The 16353-nt window shown below is 54.4% G+C and carries 12 protein-coding genes; all 12 read right to left on the bottom strand.

Annotated features, from left to right (window positions below; translation table 11 throughout):
- Positions 1 to 34 precede the first annotated feature (34 nt).
- The 12 genes from ABLV75_RS21430 to bamA all read right to left on the bottom strand — a co-directional run bounded on the left by ABLV75_RS21430 (position 35) and on the right by bamA (position 16349).
- Complete coding sequence (locus ABLV75_RS21430; protein ID WP_004107908.1) at positions 35 to 424, bottom strand: VOC family protein; 390 nt, start codon at positions 422 to 424, stop codon at positions 35 to 37.
- A 62-nt stretch (positions 425 to 486) separates the two neighbouring features.
- A complete protein-coding gene (locus ABLV75_RS21425) occupies positions 487 to 2625 on the bottom strand; it encodes a lysine decarboxylase LdcC (RefSeq protein ID WP_024273750.1) in 2139 nt (712 codons plus the stop codon).
- Positions 2626 to 2701: 76 nt separating this feature from the next.
- The gene (locus ABLV75_RS21420; RefSeq protein WP_004107911.1) at positions 2702 to 4492 is read right to left on the bottom strand and encodes a chitinase; all 1791 of its coding nucleotides are present in this window, start codon (positions 4490 to 4492) and stop codon (positions 2702 to 2704) included.
- A 189-nt stretch (positions 4493 to 4681) separates the two neighbouring features.
- Entirely contained in the window at positions 4682 to 5641 is a 960-nt protein-coding gene (gene accA / locus ABLV75_RS21415) for an acetyl-CoA carboxylase carboxyl transferase subunit alpha (RefSeq protein WP_004107912.1), read from the bottom strand.
- Between the two features lie 12 nt (positions 5642 to 5653).
- Complete coding sequence (gene dnaE / locus ABLV75_RS21410) at positions 5654 to 9136, bottom strand: DNA polymerase III subunit alpha (RefSeq protein WP_004107913.1); 3483 nt, start codon at positions 9134 to 9136, stop codon at positions 5654 to 5656.
- Between the two features lie 38 nt (positions 9137 to 9174).
- Positions 9175 to 9771, bottom strand: a complete 597-nt coding sequence (gene rnhB, locus ABLV75_RS21405; protein WP_004107914.1) for a ribonuclease HII — start codon at positions 9769 to 9771, stop codon at positions 9175 to 9177.
- Positions 9768 to 10916 (bottom strand): lipid-A-disaccharide synthase, encoded by a 1149-nt coding sequence (lpxB, locus tag ABLV75_RS21400; protein WP_004107922.1) that lies wholly within the window; start codon positions 10914 to 10916, stop codon positions 9768 to 9770. The genes rnhB and lpxB overlap by 4 nt, the downstream gene beginning before the upstream one ends.
- Positions 10916 to 11704, bottom strand: coding sequence for an acyl-ACP--UDP-N-acetylglucosamine O-acyltransferase (gene lpxA, locus ABLV75_RS21395; protein ID WP_004107924.1), 789 nt, complete (start codon positions 11702 to 11704; stop codon positions 10916 to 10918). The genes lpxB and lpxA overlap by 1 nt, the downstream gene beginning before the upstream one ends.
- 3 nt (positions 11705 to 11707) lie before the next feature.
- Entirely contained in the window at positions 11708 to 12163 is a 456-nt protein-coding gene (gene fabZ, locus ABLV75_RS21390) for a 3-hydroxyacyl-ACP dehydratase FabZ (RefSeq protein WP_004098761.1), read from the bottom strand.
- 102 nt (positions 12164 to 12265) lie between these two features.
- Positions 12266 to 13291, bottom strand: a complete 1026-nt coding sequence (lpxD, locus tag ABLV75_RS21385) for a UDP-3-O-(3-hydroxymyristoyl)glucosamine N-acyltransferase (protein WP_004107927.1) — start codon at positions 13289 to 13291, stop codon at positions 12266 to 12268.
- Positions 13292 to 13294: 3 nt separating this feature from the next.
- Positions 13295 to 13780, bottom strand: a complete 486-nt coding sequence (skp, locus tag ABLV75_RS21380; protein ID WP_004098757.1) for a molecular chaperone Skp — start codon at positions 13778 to 13780, stop codon at positions 13295 to 13297.
- 130 nt (positions 13781 to 13910) lie between these two features.
- Positions 13911 to 16349 (bottom strand): outer membrane protein assembly factor BamA, encoded by a 2439-nt coding sequence (gene bamA / locus ABLV75_RS21375; protein WP_004107929.1) that lies wholly within the window; start codon positions 16347 to 16349, stop codon positions 13911 to 13913.
- Positions 16350 to 16353: the final 4 nt, after the last annotated feature.

Below are 16353 nucleotides of genomic sequence, written 5' to 3'. Positions count from 1 at the left end.
GCACGTTACCCGCCAGAACACGCGCTGACAAGAATTACTGCTGATAAATCTCCAGCGGCAGCCCGTCCGGATCGTTAAAAAAGGTGAAACGCTTACCGGTAAAAGGGTCGATACGAACCCCTTCACAAGGCACACCGTGCGCCTCAAGATGAGCCACAGCGGCATCGACATCATCGACGCTAAACGCCAGATGGCGTAACCCGCAGGCTTCGGGGCGACTCGGACGCGAGGGAGGAAACGGGAATGAAAACAGTTCAATGACATATTCACCATTCAGCGCCAGATCGCCTTTCCAGGAATCACGCTCTGCGCGATAAAACTCCCCCTGCAGGGTGAACCCCAGGATGTCGCAGTAAAACGCTTTACTCTTCGCATAATCCGTCGCAATGATAGCGATATGGTGAACCCGTTTTAAACCCAGCATGGTACCACTCCTCCTGTTGAAGCCAACAACGTTACTCGCTCAGTTCATTATTGCGCAAGCGCTTAGTCATTTTTTAAGACTCGAACCCAGTACACCCCATCTTCATCGCGTTTCGCGCCGTGGATATCGGTTTCGAAGCCCGGATAGTGGCGACCAATAGAGCACAGCATGAGCAGGAAATTGAGCACCGCGCGGCTCTCTTCGGCGATCATCTCACCGGGCATCAGCAGCGGCACGCCGGGCGGGTACGGTAGGATCATATTCGCTGAAATACGCCCGACCAGATTTTCCAGTTCGATAGTTTCCACTTCACCTTTGATCTGCCGCTGCCAGGCCTGATGCGGCGTCATTTTCATCTCCGGCAGGACGTCAAAGGCGCTAAGCATCAGCTGCGAGAGCTGGTGCTGGCGAATCAGACGATGAATACCCTGCGCCAGATCCTGAATGCGCATATTGCGGTAAAAATCCGGATCTTCAGCGTACAGATCCGGCAGCATATTTTTCACTCGCAAATTGAGATCGTAAGAGCGTTTGAACTCAGTCAATCCACGCAACAGTCCCATCGCTCGGGTTTTATCTATACCAATACTAAAAAGGAACAGCAGGTTGTACGGGCCCGTTTTCTCGACGACCACGCCGCGCTCATCAAGGAATTTCGCCACCAGCGCCGCCGGTATACCTTCATTATCCATATTACCCTGCTCATCCATGCCGGGCGTCAGAATCGTCACTTTCACCGGATCGAGGTACATATGGTCGCTATCGGCATCCTGAAAACCGTGCCACTGTTCACCGGGCGAAACCGGCCAGCACTGCGCTTCACCAATCTCTTCCGGCTGCCAGATATCAAAGAACCAACCGTCAGACTCCTCGCGTAATCGCTGCACCTCTTTACGAAAATCCAGCGCCCGCTCAATCGAACGCTGGATCAGTCGCCTGCCGGAATTACCCCGCAGCATGGCTGCCGCCGTTTCAATAGAGGCAACGATCGGGTAGCTCGGTGAGGTCGAGGTATGCATCATGAAGGCTTCATTGAAGGTATCTTCATCGTAGCTGCCTTTAATATGAATCAGCGAAGCCTGCGATAGCGCCGCCAGCATTTTGTGCGTCGACTGCGTTTCAAAGATCACTTTGCCCGGGATGCGATCGCCGCTCATCCCGCTTTTCCCCTGATAGATCGGATGGAAATGAGTGTAGGGTACCCAGGCGGAGTCAAAGTGGATTGACGACACGTCGAGGGTCTCTTTGATCCAGGTCGTGTTATACAGCAGCCCGTCATAGGTGGAGTTAGTGATCACCGCATGAACCGGCCACCCGGCGCCGCCGGTGGCGTTGACTTTTTGTTGAATACTATCGCGGGTAAATTCACGCTTGGGTATGCCGCCGAGGATCCCTAGCGCGTTGCGCGTCGGTTTCAGCCATAGCGGCACCACATCGCTCATCATCAGTAAATGGGCCAACGATTTATGGCAGTTGCGATCGATAAGCAGGGTACTGCCCGCCGGGGCAGAATACATACCAACAATTTTATTCGACGTCGAGGTTCCGTTGGTGACCATATAGCTCTGCTCGGCGCCGAAGGCGCGGGCAATATACTCCTCGGCCTCCAGATGCGGGCCGCTATGATCGAGCAGCGACCCCAGCTCCGTCACGGAAATAGAGACGTCGGCCTTTAAGGTATTACCGCCAAAGAAATCATAAAACAGACAACCCACCGGGCTTTTTTGATAGGCCGATCCGCCCATATGTCCAGGCGTACAGAAGGTATATTTTCCCTCCTGTACGTAGTTAAACAGCGCCCGGGTAAACGGCGGGGTGATGTTGTCGAGGTATTCGCGGGTGTATTGACCGATGCGGGTAGCGATCTCTTCCGAAAGCCCCAGCGCATATTCAAAGAACCATAGCGTCATACGCAGGTCCTGACTGCTGACGTCCATCGTCGAATGGGCGTTGATAAAGGCGTACAGCGGCAGATACTCATTTAAACGATTGATATCGCTGCACAGATCCACGCTGTACTCATCCCAATCGAAAATGACTCCGCAGATCCGCGGATTATGCTCAATAAACTGCAAAAGGTCGGCGCTATTTTGCGGCCAGATGGTCTGGAAACCTTGCCGTTGCAGGGCAGCTTCCAGTTCTTTCATCGGTTCGTCTTTATAATAGACGCCGTGGGGACCCATGATCGCAATAATATTCACGCTTTCCTCCAGGAATTGACCTAAGGAAAGCATAATAGCACCCCGCCAGCGCTTAGCGCTGGCGGATTTATCTCTATTACAACGCCTTCCACGCATCGCCCCAGGCAATGCCGGCGCCAGGCTCATAGTAAGTCGGCGCCACGTTGCACCATGCTCCTTCCGGAAGCGGTTTACACTGATACAGCGCGCCGTGGTTATTGACGATATCGCCCTCTTTCCATGTCTGGGTACTGCTCCAGGAAGGATAGCTAATGGTATCGCTATCTTTGCCATCCGTCGTTTCGTCCGCAGCAGCGGCTTTGGCCTTGACGTTCAGAGTGTAAGTTGCCGTACTGGACAACGAACCGTCGCTTACCGTCAGGCTAACCACATACTGGGCATCGCGATCTTTTTCCGGTGCGGTGAAGGTAATTACGGCTTTATCCTGTCCGCTAAGGGTCTGGCCGTCCTGAGACATCCAGGTGTAGCTTAGCTTGTCGCCGTTCGCATCGGTAGAACCTTCCGCGCTCAGAGAAACCCTGGCACCAGCTTCAATTGCGCCAATCGGACCGGCGATGCGAGCCACCGGCGCCACGTTCGTCTCCTGCGCAGGTGTGGTATCGTCGGGCTTGACCGGCGTAATATCCTCGGACTGGCCGCTGTCATCAACGATATTGACGTTGAAGTGGCTCTGCACACACTTCGCATAGTCGCCCTCTTTAAAAGCGGTATACGGCGTCTGATAGCCCACCAACTGACAGGCGTTAGTCTTGCCGTCAGCGGTGTCCGGACTCCATCCCCAATCCTCTTCCCAGTAAATCGGCAATGCGCCCGCGCCACCTTCATCGAACTGCTTCATATTCTTACAGCCGAGAACTTCGTCGTCGGCAATCGGCACTTTGAGGTAGTTTGCGAACTCTTTGTAGTAAGCAATACGGTTAAGAGACTGCGCGTTCTCTTCCGCCCCGCCGCACTCAACGCCGCCGTTGATAATCTGAATGGTTACCCCAAAGCCTTCGACCAGGCCATTTGCTTTATCATGATCGTTTGGAACCCAGGTTCCGTCGATGACGTGCAGCATAGAGGGCTTCGGCGGCTGCGGATAAACGAAGAAAAAGACGGCGCTCGCCAGGTTCATCCAGGTATCCGCCACCAGCTCCGGTTTATCCAGCAGAGGACGAACGTCGCCATCGTACATTGCATCGGAGAACGGACCATAGTTGTAGTTATAGGACAGCTGTTTCGCTCCGCGGCCGAAGTAGCTCAGGTAGTCGCCGTCTTTATCTTTACCGCATGGCCAGGTCTGCCCCTGCCAGATAGAGGGATCGCATTCGCCGTTATAGCCGCCCTTCTGACCTTCAACCCAGCCAACCTCACGCAGATAAACCAGCGCCTGACGCCATTCGGGAATATCACGCCAGCTTTCATGGCCGCCGGTCTCCTGAGCAAAGTGGGCAAACATGGTTGCCAGCGATTTACGGCAGATGGCATCGCTGTCGCGTCCGTCGGTATAGGTTCCGCACACGGCAGGGAATTTACCAATAGCTTTCAGAAAATTAGAGTAGGTATATTCTGCGGCGCGCATCGGGAACAGATATTCCCAATCCTGTTCTGAAAGGATGCTTTCAACACGCTTAACGTTCGCCGGGTTGCTCGCCAGGCCCGGTGCGATTTTCTCCACTTCGCTGTTAGGCAGGGTTTGAATTGATGATTTAACCGACTCCATCAGCGGAAAGTCGGTTAAGGCTTTTTCTTTAGCGGCCAGGTCGCTCGCCTTCATGGTTGTCGCTTCCGTTGCGCCCAGCAGCGGTGCAGCCTGTGCGGCCCCCAGGCTTAACATGATCCCTGCGGCCACGGCGCTTATCGCGACGGTTTTGTGCAATGCCATAGAACTTCTCCTTTATCCTTGTTAACGGCCTGCCGGGTTACAATACCAGGCAGTCGCTACTGTTTTAAGGGAGAGCGGCATCATCGGCTAATCACATTAGCTCTTGTTCTTCTCACGTCATCTCAATAAACAACACATAAAAAAGGGCCGGAAAATCCGACCCTTAGCGTTGAAAAATGAGATCAATAATCAGGCGTAGCCGTAGCTCATCAGGCGTTGGTAGCGGCGGTTCAGCAGTTCTTCCTCACCAAGCACGTCGAGGTCAGCCAGATCGGCCAACAGCTGTTCTTTCAGTGAGGCTGCCATCGCTTCCGGATTACGATGCGCACCGCCCAGCGGTTCAGGAATGATGGAGTCAATGAGCTTCAGCTCTTTCAGACGCGGAGCAACAATTCCCATTGCCTCAGCGGCCAGCGGCGCTTTGTCAGCGCTTTTCCATAGAATGGACGCACAGCCTTCCGGGGAGATAACGGAATAGGTGCTGTACTGCAGCATATTCACTTTATCACCGACGCCAATCGCCAGCGCGCCGCCGGAGCCGCCTTCACCGATAACGGTGCAGATAACCGGCACGCTCAGACGGGACATTTCACGCAGGTTGCGAGCAATCGCTTCAGACTGGCCGCGTTCTTCCGCCCCGACGCCTGGATAAGCACCAGGGGTGTCGATGAAGGTAATGATCGGCATTTTAAAGCGCTCGGCCATTTCCATCAGACGCAGCGCTTTACGATAGCCTTCCGGCGCCGGCATACCGAAGTTGCGGCGAATTTTCTCTTTGGTTTCACGCCCTTTCTGGTGGCCGATAATCATCACCGGACGCCCGTCCAGACGCGCAATCCCGCCAACGATAGCTTTATCATCGGCGTAGGCGCGATCGCCGGCCAGTTCGTCGAATTCGTCGAAAGCCAGGCGGACATAATCCAGGGTGTATGGGCGACGTGGATGGCGGGCCAGTTGGGCAACCTGCCATGCACCAAGATCGGCGAAGATCTTGCGCGTCAGCTCTACGCTCTTTTCACGCAGGCGATGCACTTCTTCATCGATATTAATATCCAGTTTCTCATCCTGACGGCTAACCGCAGTCAGAGAATCGATTTTCGCTTCCAGCTCTGCAATCGGCTGTTCAAAATCAAGGAAATTCAGACTCATAGTATTCCTGTATTAGTCAAACTCCAGTTCCACCTGCTCCGAGCCGATAAGGCCACGCAGATCGTTAAGTAAACGATCGCTCGGAGAGACGCGCCATGTTGCGCCAAAACGCAACCGCGCGCGTGCATCCGCCCTCTGATAATAGAGGTGTACTGGAATAGTTCCCGAACGGTGGGGTTCCAGAGACTGACGGAGTCGGTTTAAAAGCTGGTCATCAATTTGCCTGTCCGTCAGCGAGATAGCAAGCCCGCGAGCATATTTTTCCCGGGCTTCGTCAATGTCCATGACTTCACGAGCGGTCATTTTAAGCCCCCCGCTGAAGTCATCAAAGCTGACCTGTCCGCTGACGATAAGTATGCGGTCTTTTTCCAGCAGCTGCTGGTATTTATCCAGAGCGTCGGTGAATAGCATCACCTCCAGACGCCCGGAACGGTCATCCAGCGTACAGATGCCGATACGATTGCCGCGCTTGGTGACCATGACCCGCGCGGCAATAACGAGCCCCGCCGCCGTGGTCACTTTACCACGATCGGTCGGATGCATGTCTTTGAGTCGTACGCCGCCAACGTAGCGTTCGATCTCTTTCAAATACTGGTTAATCGGGTGCCCGGTCAGGTACAGCCCCAGGGTCTCCCTTTCGCCATCCAGCACCACCTGTTCCGGCCACGGCTGGCAGCTGGCGTAGGACTGCTCGATTTGCTCCGGCTCTTCCGCCAGCACGCCGAACATGTCCGCCTGACCGATAGCTTCGGCTTTCGCGTGCTGATCGGCAGCCTTCAGCGCGTCGCCCAGCGAATTCATTAACGCCGCGCGATGCGGCCCGAGGCGGTCAAAGGCCCCGGACATGATCAGTTTTTCCAGCACCCGACGGTTGAGTTTTTTAATATCTGTACGCGCGCAGAGATCGAACAGTTCGCGGAAATAGCCGCCCTGATTACGGGCTTCAATGATCGCTTCAATCGGACCTTCGCCGACGCCTTTAATCGCGCCGATACCATAAACGATTTCGCCATCGTCGTTAACGTGGAAATGGTACAGGCCGGAGTTAATATCCGGCGGCAGAATCTTCAGCCCCATCCGCCAGCACTCATCCACGAGGCCGACGACTTTTTCGGTGTTATCCATATCCGCGGTCATCACCGCCGCCATAAATTCAGCCGGATAGTGCGCCTTCAGCCACAGCGTCTGATAGGACACTAAAGCATAAGCGGCAGAGTGCGATTTGTTAAAGCCATAACCGGCGAATTTCTCCACCAGGTCAAAGATCTTCATCGCCAGCTCGCCGTCAACGCCATTTTTCTTCGCGCCTTCTTCGAAGACAGAACGCTGCTTGGCCATCTCTTCCGGTTTTTTCTTACCCATCGCACGACGCAGCATATCCGCGCCGCCGAGGGTATAGCCGGAAAGCTCCTGGGCGATCTGCATGACCTGTTCCTGGTACAGGATAATGCCATAGGTTGGCTCCAGTACCGGTTTCAGACATTCATGCTGCCACTGTACGTCCGGATACGATATCTCTTCACGGCCGTGTTTACGGTCGATAAAGTTATCCACCATCCCCGACTGCAGCGGCCCCGGACGGAACAGGGCCACCAGGGCGATCATATCTTCGAAGCAGTCGGGCTGCAGACGCTTAATCAGATCCTTCATGCCGCGCGATTCAAGCTGGAAGACGGCGGTGGTTTCCGAGCGCTGCAGCATATCGAAGCTTTTTTTATCGTCGAGCGGAATAGCGGCGATATCCAGTGGCCCCTCGCCGTTCTTCTCGCGGCGGGCGTTGATCATCTCCAGCGCCCAGTTAATGATGGTGAGCGTACGCAAACCGAGGAAGTCGAACTTTACCAGCCCGGCATATTCGACATCGTTTTTATCAAACTGGGTAACCGGATGCTGGCCCGCTTCATCGCAGTATAGCGGGGCAAAATCGGTAATTTTCGTCGGCGCGATCACCACCCCGCCTGCGTGTTTACCGGCGTTACGGGTGACCCCTTCGAGCTTACGCGCCATGTCGATCAGCGCTTTAACCTCTTCATCCGCCTCGTAAATTTCCGGCAGTTGCGGTTCGGCTTCAAACGCTTTCGCCAGCGTCATCCCCGGGTCTGGCGGCACCAGCTTGGAAATACGATCCACAAAACCGTACGGGTGACCAAGCACGCGGCCAACGTCGCGGATTACCGCCTTCGCCGCCATGGTACCAAAGGTAATAATCTGCGAAACCGCATCGCGACCGTACATGTCCGCAACGTGCTCAATCACCTGGTCGCGTTTCTCCATGCAGAAGTCAACGTCGAAGTCGGGCATGGAGACACGTTCCGGATTAAGGAAACGTTCGAACAGCAGGTCAAATTCCAGCGGGTCGAGGTCAGTAATTTTCAGCGCGTAAGCCACCAGCGACCCGGCACCGGAACCACGTCCTGGCCCCACCGGCACGCCGTTATCCTTCGACCACTGGATAAACTCCATCACGATCAGGAAGTAACCAGGGAACCCCATCTGGTTAATCACCTGCAGCTCAACATCCAGACGCTCATCATATTCAGGACGGCGTTTAATCCGCTCTTCCGGATCGGGGAACAGGAATTCCAGGCGCTCTTCCAGACCCTCTTTGGATTTCTTAACCAGATAATCTTCGGTGGTCATATCCCCGGTCGGGAACTGCGGCAGGAAGTATTCACCAAGGCGCACGGTCACGTTACAGCGTTTGGCGATCTCAACGCTGTTTTCCAGCGCTTCGGGTATATCGGAAAAGAGCTCGCACATCTCTTCTTCGCTGCGCATATACTGCTGCGGCGAGTAGTTGCGCGGACGCTTTGGATCGTCGAGGGTAAAGCCGTCGTGGATGGCCACGCGGATTTCATGAGCATCGAAGTCGCCCGGTTCAAGGAAGCGAACGTCGTTGGTTGCCACCACCGGTAAGCCGCGAGTTTCCGCCAGCTTCACCGCCGCATGCAGATAAGACTCTTCATCCTGGCGGCCGGTGCGAATGAGCTCAAGGAAATAGCAATCAGGGAAATGCTGCGCATAAAAATCAACGCACTGATCCACCAGTGCCATATTGCCGCGCAGCAGACTACGGCCCACGTCGCCCATACGCCCGCCGGAGAGCAGAATTAAGCCTTCTTTTAATTCGATCAACCAGTCGCGATCGATAATCGGGCCCGCTGCGCCGTAGCCGCGCTGATAGGCTTTGGAGATCAGCAGCGTCAGGTTTTGATAGCCAGTATTATTCGCAGCCAATACCGTAAGCTGGCTCAGTTCATCGCCGAGCAGATCGCTCTGGACGTGGAAATCGGCCCCGACTATGGGTTTAATTCCGGCGCCGTGTCCCGTTCCGTAGAACTTCACCAGCCCGCAGAGGTTGGTAAAATCAGTGATCGCCAGCGCAGGCATGCCGAGCGCGGCCGCCTTTTTTACTAACGGTCCGGTTTTCGCCAGACCATCGATCATGGAATAGTCGCTGTGCACCCGCAGGTGTACGAAACGTGGTTCAGCCATCTTCAGATTCCGCGTTACTTTAGTGCTTGCGTGTCAGTTCAGGACGCCAGGCCCAGCGCGCGTTTCACCGGGCCAAAACTGCGCCGGTATTGCTCGATAACGCCATGTTCCAGCAGCTTTTGCAGATGAAAAGCGGTGGGATAACCTTTATGTTGTGCAAAGCCGTACTGTGGAAATTGCCGATCCAGCGCGGCCATTTCCGCATCGCGCGTGACTTTCGCCAGAATCGACGCGGCGCTGATTTCCGCCACCCGGCTATCGCCTTTGACAACCGCCAGCGAAGGTACGGGCAGCGGCGGACAGCGGTTACCATCAATAAGAACAAATTCCGGGGAGACGCGCAAACCCGCGACGGCGCGCTGCATGGCCAGCATGGTCGCGTGTAAAATATTCAGTTCATCGATTTCATGCGGCTCCGCCCGACCCAGGCTCCAGCACAGCGCTTTTTCTTTGATCTCATCAAATAGCGCCAGGCGCCGTTTTTCGCTGAGCTTTTTCGAGTCATTAAGACCCACAATCGGTCTGGCCGGATCGAGTATCACCGCAGCCGTCACCACCGCGCCAACCAGCGGACCGCGTCCGACTTCATCGACTCCCGCAACCAGATGGGTATGCGGATACACGAATTCCATCATTTTGCTAACTCCAGAACTGCATCCGCCGCCTGCTCATCAGCGTTGCAGCGGATCTGCTGATGCAGCGCGCGGAAGGTTTCATGCATATCGTGGCTGGTTTTACCGTCGGCCAGCAGCGGCTTCAGCGCCTCCGCCAGCGCCTGCGGTCGGCATTCATCCTGCAGCAGCTCTTTAACCAGTTCACGCCCGGCCAGTAAGTTCGGTAACGACACGTAGTCGGTCTTCACCAGCCGTTTCGCCAGCCAGAAGGTAAAGGGCTTCATCCGATAACCAACTACCATCGGGCACTTAGCCAGCATACACTCCAGTGCAGCCGTGCCGGAGGCCAGCAGCGCAGCATCGCTGGCGATCATTGCATCGCGAGCCCGCCCATCCAGTAGATGAACGGCCAGCTCCGGCGCCGTTTCCGCCTTGATACGCTCAAACTGTTCCCGCCGCTTCGCGTTGACCAGCGGAACGACCACTTCCAGATCGGGATAATATTCTCGCAGGATTTGCGCCGTTTTCAGGAAGTCGGCGCTGAGCATCTCGACTTCTGCCCCACGGCTACCCGGCAGCAGCGCCAGGCAGTGTACGTCACGCGCGATCCCCAGACGGTCGCGCGCCGCGTCTTTGTCCGGGTCCAGCGGCATCGCATCCGCCATCGTGTGGCCGATAAACCGGCAGGGAACGTTAAATTTGTCATAAAACGCTTTTTCGAAAGGCAGGAATGCCAGAACCAGATCGGTGGATCTGCCAATTTTGAAAACGCGTTTTTGCCGCCATGCCCAAACCGATGGGCTGACGTAATGGATCGTTTTGATACCCTGCTTCTTCAGATTACCTTCGAGGGTGATATTGAAGTCAGGCGCATCAATACCGACGAACACGTCTGGTTTAAGCTCGGTAAAACGTCGGGTGAGATCGGCGCGAATGTGCAGCAGTCGACGCAGGCGTCCCAGCACTTCAACAATGCCCATCACCGCCAGCTCTTCCATCTCGTACCAGGCCTCGCAGCCTTCCGCCTGCATTAACGGCCCGGCAACGCCTACAAAACGAGCATCAGGCATACGGGCTTTGAGCGCGCGAATAAGACCGGCACCAAGAATATCGCCGGAGGTTTCTCCGGCGACCAGGGCAATCGTCAGGGGACGTGATTCAGCCATTAACGAATCAGGCCGCGCGTGGAGCGAGCAAAGAAGTCGGTAAATGTCTGCACTTCAGGATACTGTGTCGCCAGTTCGGCGATCTCGGCTTTCGCTTCATCCAGCGTTTTACCGCTGCGGTACAGTAGCTTATAGGCGTTACGAATCGCAGTGATCGCCTCACGGCTGAAGCCGCGACGCTTCAACCCTTCGATGTTAACGCCAAACGGCGTTGCGTGGTTGCCCTGAGCAATAACGAACGGCGGAACGTCTTGCGCTACGCCGGAGCAGCCGCCCACCATCACGTGCGCGCCAATAATGCAGAACTGATGCACGGCAGTCATGCCGCCGATGATAACAAAATCATCCAGCGAAACATGACCTGCGAGGGTGGCGTTATTAGCCAGAATACAGCGGTCGCCAAGCGTACAATCATGCGCCACGTGGGCGTTGATCATCAGCAGGTTATCGCTGCCCACCTTCGTTAATCCACCGCCCTGTACTGTGCCACGATGAATGGTGACGCTTTCGCGGATGCGGTTGCGATCGCCAATTTCCACGCGGGTCGGTTCGCCAGCATATTTCAGATCCTGGTTAACTTCACCGATGGAAGCGAACTGATAGATCTCGTTGTCGCGGCCAATTTTGGTATGACCGTTGATGACAACGTGAGATTTCAGTACGGTGCCTTCGCCGATTTCGACGTTAGCGCCAACAATACAAAACGGGCCAATGTGGACGTTAACGCCAATAACGGCGCCTTCTTCTACAATGGCGGTAGGATGAATAAAGGCGGTTTTATCAATCACGTATCAGGCCTCCCGGCTACGGGCACACATCATCGTTGCTTCGCAAACCACTTTCCCGTCCACCGTCGCAACGCCTTTGAAACGAGTCAGGCCGCGACGGGTTTTCTCAAAAGTGACTTCCATAATCATCTGATCGCCAGGCACGACCGGACGTTTGAAACGCGCTTCGTCAATCCCGGCAAAATAATACAGCTCGCCCGGTTCCAGTTTTCCAACGCTTTTGAATGCCAGAATGCCGGTAGCCTGGGCCATCGCTTCCAGAATCAGTACGCCCGGTAAAATCGGCTTACCAGGGAAGTGCCCCTGGAAAAACGGCTCATTTACAGAAACATTTTTTACTGCGCGTAGAAAACGACCTTCTTCAAAATCCAGCACGCGATCGACCAGCAGGAACGGGTAACGGTGAGGCAGCAGTTCCAGAATCTCTTCAATGTGCAGAGTATGAGTGTCAGTAGTCAAAATACTCTTCCTGTCTAAATATACTAAAAGGCAATAATAACACGGCCTGCGGCAATCTCATGAATGCAACAGGCCGAAAATTTAAATGTGGCTGGAGAAGCACTAATCTTGTTGATTAACCTTGCGCTCAATGGCTTTGAGACGCTTGCTCATATCATCAATATTCAGTACCAGCGCAGCGGTCTTGCGCCAGACCTTATTCGGCTGCAGCGGGATACCTGAAGAGTAAACGCCTGGCTCGGTGATCGGTCGCATAACCATCCCCATACCCGTGACGGTGACTTTATCGCAGATTTCCATGTGGCCGTTGATCACGCTGGCTCCGCCGATCATGCAGTAGCGGCCAATCTTGAGGCTGCCCGCCATAATCACGCCACCAGCAACTGCGGTGTTGTCGCCAATTACCACGTTGTGCGCAATCTGACACTGGTTATCAATAATCACGCCGTTACCAATGACGGTGTCGTCCAGCGCACCGCGATCGATGGTCGTACAAGCGCCTATCTCCACGCGATCGCCGATAATGACGCGACCCAGCTGCGGGATCTTAACCCAGTTGCCGCGATCGTTCGCGTAGCCGAAGCCATCTGCGCCAATCACCGTGCTGGACTGAATCAGGCAATTCTCGCCGATCTCAATGTCGTGGTAAACGGTGACGTTGGCCCATAAACGCGAGCCGGCACCTATTTTCGTATTTTTCCCAACGAAGCAACCGGCGCCGATAACCACGTTATCACCGAGGATAACACCCGACTCGATAACGGCATTCGGGCCAATCGCTACGTGAGTACCCAGCTTCGCCGTGGCATCGATGACCGCGCTCGGCGCGATATCCTGCGCCGGCTGCGGCGTGGTATCAAGAATTTGAGCCATGCGCGCGTAGGTCAGGTAGGGATTACGCACTACCAGCGCGGCGCTGTGGGCAAAAGGCAAATCATCCTGCGTCATCACGACGGCAGATGCCTGGCAAGCGGCCAGGTGTTCACGGTACTTAGGATTTACCATGAAAGTAATATGGCCCGCTTTCGCGGACTGCATGGACGCAACGCCGGTGATGACGATATCGCCATCACCGTGTAATTCTGCATCCAACTGCTGGGCTAAATCAGCCAGTCGAATTGAAGGCATTACTTATTTAACCTGTTTCAGCACATCAGCGGTGATGTCTTTTACATCGCTGCTGTTGTATGCAACGGCATTAGAGTCAACAACCAGATCGATGCTCTGATCTTTAGCGACGCTCTGCACAGCGCTCTGGATACGAGTCACCAGCTTGCCGCGCTCTTCGTTAGAACGACGTGCACGATCCTGTTCAAAAGACTGCGCTTTCTGGGAGAAAGTCTGGCGCTGAGCCATCACGTCTTTTTCCAGTTTGGTACGGTCAGAGCCCGCTTTCATGGACTGCAGACGCTGCATTTTAGACTGCAGGTCGCCTTCCATACGCTGCAGCTCGCTCGCGCGGCCTTTAAACTCGTTTTCCAGCGTGTTAGAAACGCCTGTTTTCTGGGCAACCTGCTGGAACAGGCTGTTCATGTTAACCATTGCAATCTTATCTGCCGCCTGAGCGGAAGTTACCATTGCTAAACCCAGACCTGCAGCTAATAACCACTTTTTCACAATTAACTCCTTACCATCCCATGAGTACCCAGGGGTACCGTTATTTGCGTGGCCAGGCGATAACCTCAGTTATCGCCAATAGTCAGCGCTATACTGCAACTGCACTTACATTCCATTGTAGCCAACACAATTACCATGTTTTACCGATGTTAAACTGGAACTGTTCAGCTTTGTCTCCATCGTACTTTTTAAACGGCTGAGCGTAGGAGAATACCAACGGTCCTAACGGCGACATCCACTGCACTGCGATACCCGCAGACATACGAATGTTGTTCGGATCGCTATAGTCAGGAACACCAGCGGCTCTCGTATCCGCCGTATTCTGCCAGTTTGTATCCCACACGGTGCCCATATCCCAGAAGAAGGAAGTACGGACCGAATTCGCATATTTATCGCTGATAAACGGCGTTGGAGTAATCAGCTCAAGGCTGGCCACCGCCATGGCGTTACCGCCCACCGCATCATCAGACTTACATAGACCTGCGGAGTTAGAATCGCATTCGTTATCGTATCCATCATCACCATCATGGCGGCTGCTGGCTGGTTTATAAACAGCCTTCGGACCGATAGTGTTGGACTGGAAGCCACGCACGGTACTTGAACCACCGGCATAGAAGTTCTCATAGAACGGCATTTCTTTACTACCAATACCGTCACCATAACCCCATCTGGTTCGACCTAATACCACCCACTTATGATCGTCGTCGATCGGTACATAGGTCGCGGTATCCAGCGTCGCTTTGTAGTATTCGTTATCCGAACCCGGAATCGTCACTTTACCGTTCAGGTTGACGCGTGAACCTTCGGTCGGGAAGAAGCCCCGGTCGAGCTTGTTATACGTCCAGCCGTAGTTGAAGGTGAAGTCGTCAGCGCTGAACGAGTTTCGGTCGTTCGTATCATTCGGCGTTTGGCCCATTGAGTTCAGATAACGCCACATAGCAACCTGAGGCTGCATATTGGACAGCTTGTTATGCACATAGCCGAGACCCGCGCGCAGCGAATTGTACTCGTTGACCGGGAAGCCCAGCGTAATATCTGTACCATAGCTCTTGTTGGTATAGTCAGACAGATCCGCATCGTTAGCATCGAAGTCGTTATAGAAAACACGACCGCCGAGGCTGACGCCATCCACGGTAAAGTACGGGTTCGTCACCGACAGTTCAGTATAGGTCTGGTAATCGTTTTTGGTGCCGTTAATTCCCACAGAATAGCCGGTACCGAGCCAGTTATCCTGCTGAACGCCGGCCTGGAAGCTTACGCCGCTTTCCGTACCGTAACCCACGCCAAAGTTAAAGCTACCGGTATTGCGTTCTTTAACTTTATAGACCACGTCAACCTGATCCGGGCTGCCCGGCACGCGCTGCGTATCGGTATCAACCGTTTCAAAGTAGCCCAGACGATTCAGACGATCTTTCCCCTGGTCGACCAGGTCGCTGCCCAGCCAGGCACCTTCCATCTGACGCATTTCGCGACGCAGAACGGCATCTTTCGAGGTATCGTTGCCTTCGAAGCGAATTTTACGCACGTAGTAGCGGTTACCCGCATCGACGTTTACGTGCAGCTTCACGGTCTTATCACTATCGTTGATTTCCGGCTGGGACTGAACGCGCGGATAGGCGTAACCGTAGCGACCGAGGAGTTTCTTAATGTCATTCTCCATTTTGGTCACTTTGGTGCCGTTATACAGCTCACCCGGTTCAACTTTAGTCAGCGCTTCGATTTCTGCCGAATGCCCTGCCAGGTCTCCCGTCACCTGCACGCCAGAAAGCTTGTACTGATCGCCTTCGGTAATGTTGATGGTGATGTAGATCCCTTTTTTATCCGGCGTCAGGCTAACCTGCGTGGAGTCAATGTTGAAACGAGCATAGCCGCGATCCAGATAGTAGCTGCGCAGCGTTTCGAGATCTCCCGCCAGCTTCTGTTTCTGATATTTGCGATCGCCGACCACGTTCCACCACGGCACTTCATCGCGCAGCTGGAAGGTAGAAATCAGTTCATCGGTGCTGAATGCATGATTGCCGACGATATTGATCTGCTGGATTTTCGCTGAGACGCCTTCCTGGAATACCAGTTTCAGGTCGACACGGTTACGCGGCAGCGGCGTCACGACAGCTTTAACGCTGGCGCTATACTTACCGACGCTATAGTAGAAATCCTCCAGCCCCTTTTCGATATCAGCAAGCGTGGTGCGATCGAGAGATTCCCCTACGCGTACGCCGGATGCCTCAAGGTTTTGCTTGAGCATGTCATCTTTAACCGACTTGTTGCCGGAGAAAGTGATGCTGGCAATCGTTGGACGCTCTTTCACCTGCACCAGCAGGGTATCACCATCGCGCAGAACGCGAACGTCCTCAAAGTTGCCGGTGGCAAACAGGGCACGGATGGTATTACTGATATCATCATCGGTTACGGTATCGCCAGGACGCACTGGCATACTGAGGAGGGCCGCACCAACAGCGACACGCTGAAGGCCTTCGAAATGAATGTCCTTCACCACGAACCCGTCAGCACCGTATACGGTTGCGCTGCTAAACAGCAGCGACGCTATGAGCAACTTTTTCATCGCCATCGTT

The sequence above is a fragment of the Klebsiella sp. CN_Kp066 genome (assembly GCF_040065135.1).
In the GTDB taxonomy this organism is placed as follows: domain Bacteria; phylum Pseudomonadota; class Gammaproteobacteria; order Enterobacterales; family Enterobacteriaceae; genus Klebsiella; species Klebsiella oxytoca.
This window is presented reverse-complemented; position numbering and strand designations above follow the sequence as displayed.